Origin of the sequence: Streptomyces albus subsp. chlorinus, assembly GCF_013302895.1 — a bacterium.
GTDB classification, from domain to species: Bacteria; Actinomycetota; Actinomycetes; order Streptomycetales; family Streptomycetaceae; genus Streptomyces; species Streptomyces chlorinus.
In genome coordinates this window covers 2,103,458-2,106,281 of the sequence record NZ_VJOK01000001.1, presented here as the reverse complement: position 1 = coordinate 2,106,281, position 2,824 = coordinate 2,103,458, and the positions used below count along the sequence as shown (strand labels likewise).

The following is a 2,824-nucleotide window of genomic DNA, read 5'->3' as shown; positions in this document are numbered from 1 at the left end:
AGCCGCAGCTGCCGGGTCTCCACGGTGCCCAGCCGTACTTCGCCGGTCTCCGGGCCCGAGGGGTACAGCAGCGCCAGCGACCAGTGCCCCGGCGCCGGGCGGGCGATCAGCACCCGGCCGTCGGCGAGCGGCAGCACCTCGCTGCCGGCGTCCTCGGGCTGGTGCACGGGCAGCGGCACCGCGTACGGTTCGGGGCCGCCGAGCGTCCAGCGCTCCGGGTACCACAGCTCCGTGCCGGGGCGGCTGGTGAGCCGGGCGGCGTAGGAGCCGTCCGCCGCGACCGTGAAGCTCTCGTTCATGACCCTTGCGATACTCGCCGTCATGCCTCGGTCACCTCCAGTGACCGAAAGTAGGCGCCGTCCGCGCGGTCGAAGGGGAGAGACGGAGCGCTTCACGCGGAAGGGTGACCGGTTGCGCGGTTCCCCTGAAACGGCACCCGCGATGTGCCTGCCGGAGCCGGGGCCGCGGTGCGCGGCGACCGGGCCGGGAGTGCCCCGGCGAAGGGCAGGTAGCCTTGCCCCCGTGCCAGCACAGCCCACACTCTCCGACGTCATCGCAGCGCTCGACGCGCTGTGGCCGCGCGACCGTGCCGAGCAGTGGGACGCCGTCGGCACCGTGTGCGGCGAGGTGACCGACCCCGAAGCCCGCGTCGGCCGCGTGCTGTTCGCCGTCGACCCGGTGCGGCAGGTCGCCGACGAGGCCGTGGCCAAGGGCGCCGAACTCCTGGTCACCCACCATCCGCTCTATCTGCGCGGGACGACGACGGTGGCCACCGACACCTTCAAGGGCCGCGTCGTCCACACCCTCATCAGAGGCGGTGTCGCCCTGCACGTCGCCCACACCAACGCCGACACCGCCGACCCCGGCGTCTCCGACGCCCTCGCCGCGGCACTCGGACTGCGCGTGCTGCGCCCCCTGGTGCCCGACCCCACCGACCCGGCAGGGCGCCGCGGCCTCGGCCGGATCTGCGAGACGGAGCGCCCGCTCGCCCTCGGCGACCTCCTCGAACAGGCCGCCGCCTCGCTGCCCGTCACCGCGCAGGGCATCCGGGCCGCCGGTGATCCGGACACGCCCGTGCGGACAGTGGCCGTGTGCGGCGGCTCGGGCGACAGCCTCTTCGACGCCGTACGTGCCGCGGGGGTCGACGCCTACCTCACCGCCGACCTGCGCCACCACCCCGCCTCCGAGGCCCGCGAACACGCGCCGCTCGCCCTGCTGGACGCAGCCCACTTCGCCACCGAGTGGCCCTGGTGCGAGCAGGCGGCGGCCCAGCTCGACGCCATCGCCGAACGGGAGGGCTGGGACCTGCGTACCGAGGTCTCGCGCACCGTCACCGACCCGTGGACCGCGCACGCGCCCTCGCTGCCCCAGGAATCCCCGCTCGCGGGGCCGCCCGGGGCGCTGCGGACCGCCCCTACCGACACCGAACCCACCCCGGGAGCCCCCAACTGAACGCCGCGCCCGCCGACCAGATCCGCCTGCTCGACGTCCAGGCACTCGACATCCGCCTGTCGCAGCTCGCGCACAAGCGCAAGACCCTGCCCGAGCACGAGGAGATCCAGCGGTTGGAGGGCGAACTCGCCCAGCTGCGCGATCTGCTCGTGGCCGCGCAGACCGAGGAGAGCGACACCGCGCGCGAGCAGACCAAGGCCGAGCAGGACGTCGACCAGGTCCGCCAGCGCGCCGCCCGCGACCAGCAGCGGCTCGACTCCGGCGCCGTCACCAACCCCAAGGACCTGGAGAACCTGCAGAGCGAGATCGCCTCGCTGGCCAAGCGCCAGAGCGACCTGGAGGACGTCGTCCTGGAGGTCATGGAGCGCCGCGAGTCCGCCGCCGCGCGCGCCGCCGAACTGGGCGAGCGCGTCGAGGCCGTCTCCGGCCGGGTCCAGGAGGCCACCGCGCGCCGGGACGAGGCGCTGTCCGGGATCGGGACGGAACTGGAGAGCGTCCGCAAGGAGCGCGAGACCCTCGCCGCCGCCGTCCCCGGCGACCTGATGAAGCTCTACGACAAGATCCGCGAGCGCGAGGGCGGCGTCGGCGCCGCCAAGCTCTACCAGCGCCGCTGCGAGGGCTGCCGCCTGGAGCTGAACATCACCGAACTGAACGAGGTGCGCGGGGCACCCGCCGACGCGGTCGTCCGCTGCGAGAACTGCCGCCGCATCCTGGTGCGGACCCCGGAGTCCGGCCTGTGAGTGGCGGGGACCGCCCCCGGCCCCGGGCCGGGGGAGTCCGCCGCACCCTGGTCGTCGAGGCCGACGGCGGCTCCCGCGGCAACCCCGGCCCCGCCGGGTACGGGGCCGTCGTCAAGGACGCCGCCTCGGGCGAGACCCTGCGCGAGACCGCCGAGTTCATCGGCCACGCCACCAACAACGTCGCCGAGTACCGGGGCCTGCTCGCCGGGCTGCGCGCCGCCTGGGAACTTGACGCGGACGCCGCGGTGCTGGTGCGGATGGACTCCAAGCTGGTCGTCGAGCAGATGTCCGGCCGCTGGAAGATCAAGCACCCCGACATGCGCCCCCTCGCCCTGGAGGCCGCCGCCGTCTTCCCGCCGGACGCCGTCACCTACGAGTGGATCCCGCGCGAGAAGAACAAGCACGCCGACCGGCTGGCCAACGAGGCGATGGACGCGGGCAGGGACGGCGGGCAGTGGGAGGCGGGAGCCTCCACGGCCGAGCTTGATGCGGCCGCCTCCACGGCCGAGCCGCACACGGCCGGCACAGCGGCCGAGCCCGGCACGGCCGCCGTGCCCGGACCGGTGACGGCGGCCCCCACCACCCCGGCGGCCCCCACCGCCGGGCCGCGGGCCACCGACCCGGGGCCGACC

General features: G+C 75.1%; 3 protein-coding genes and 1 pseudogene. 3 read left to right on the top strand and 1 reads right to left on the bottom strand.

Going from position 1 to position 2,824, the window contains the following annotated elements; translation table 11 throughout:
• Nucleotides 1-299 (bottom strand): annotated as a pseudogene (locus tag FM076_RS09455) (hypothetical protein); the annotation flags it as partial.
• Between the two features lie 223 nt (nt 300-522).
• Here FM076_RS09455 and FM076_RS09450 point away from each other — a divergent pair.
• The 3 genes from FM076_RS09450 to FM076_RS09445 all read left to right on the top strand — a co-directional run.
• The gene (locus FM076_RS09450; RefSeq protein WP_345944939.1) at nt 523-1,452 is read left to right on the top strand and encodes a Nif3-like dinuclear metal center hexameric protein; all 930 of its coding nucleotides are present in this window, start codon (nt 523-525) and stop codon (nt 1,450-1,452) included.
• Nucleotides 1,449-2,192 (top strand): zinc ribbon domain-containing protein, encoded by a 744-nt coding sequence (locus tag FM076_RS32920; protein WP_180218171.1) that lies wholly within the window; start codon nt 1,449-1,451, stop codon nt 2,190-2,192. The genes FM076_RS09450 and FM076_RS32920 overlap by 4 nt, the downstream gene beginning before the upstream one ends.
• Nucleotides 2,189-2,824, top strand: a 636-nt coding sequence (locus FM076_RS09445; RefSeq protein ID WP_345944938.1) for a reverse transcriptase-like protein, incomplete at its 3' end; no start/stop codon positions are given. The genes FM076_RS32920 and FM076_RS09445, both read left to right, overlap by 4 nt.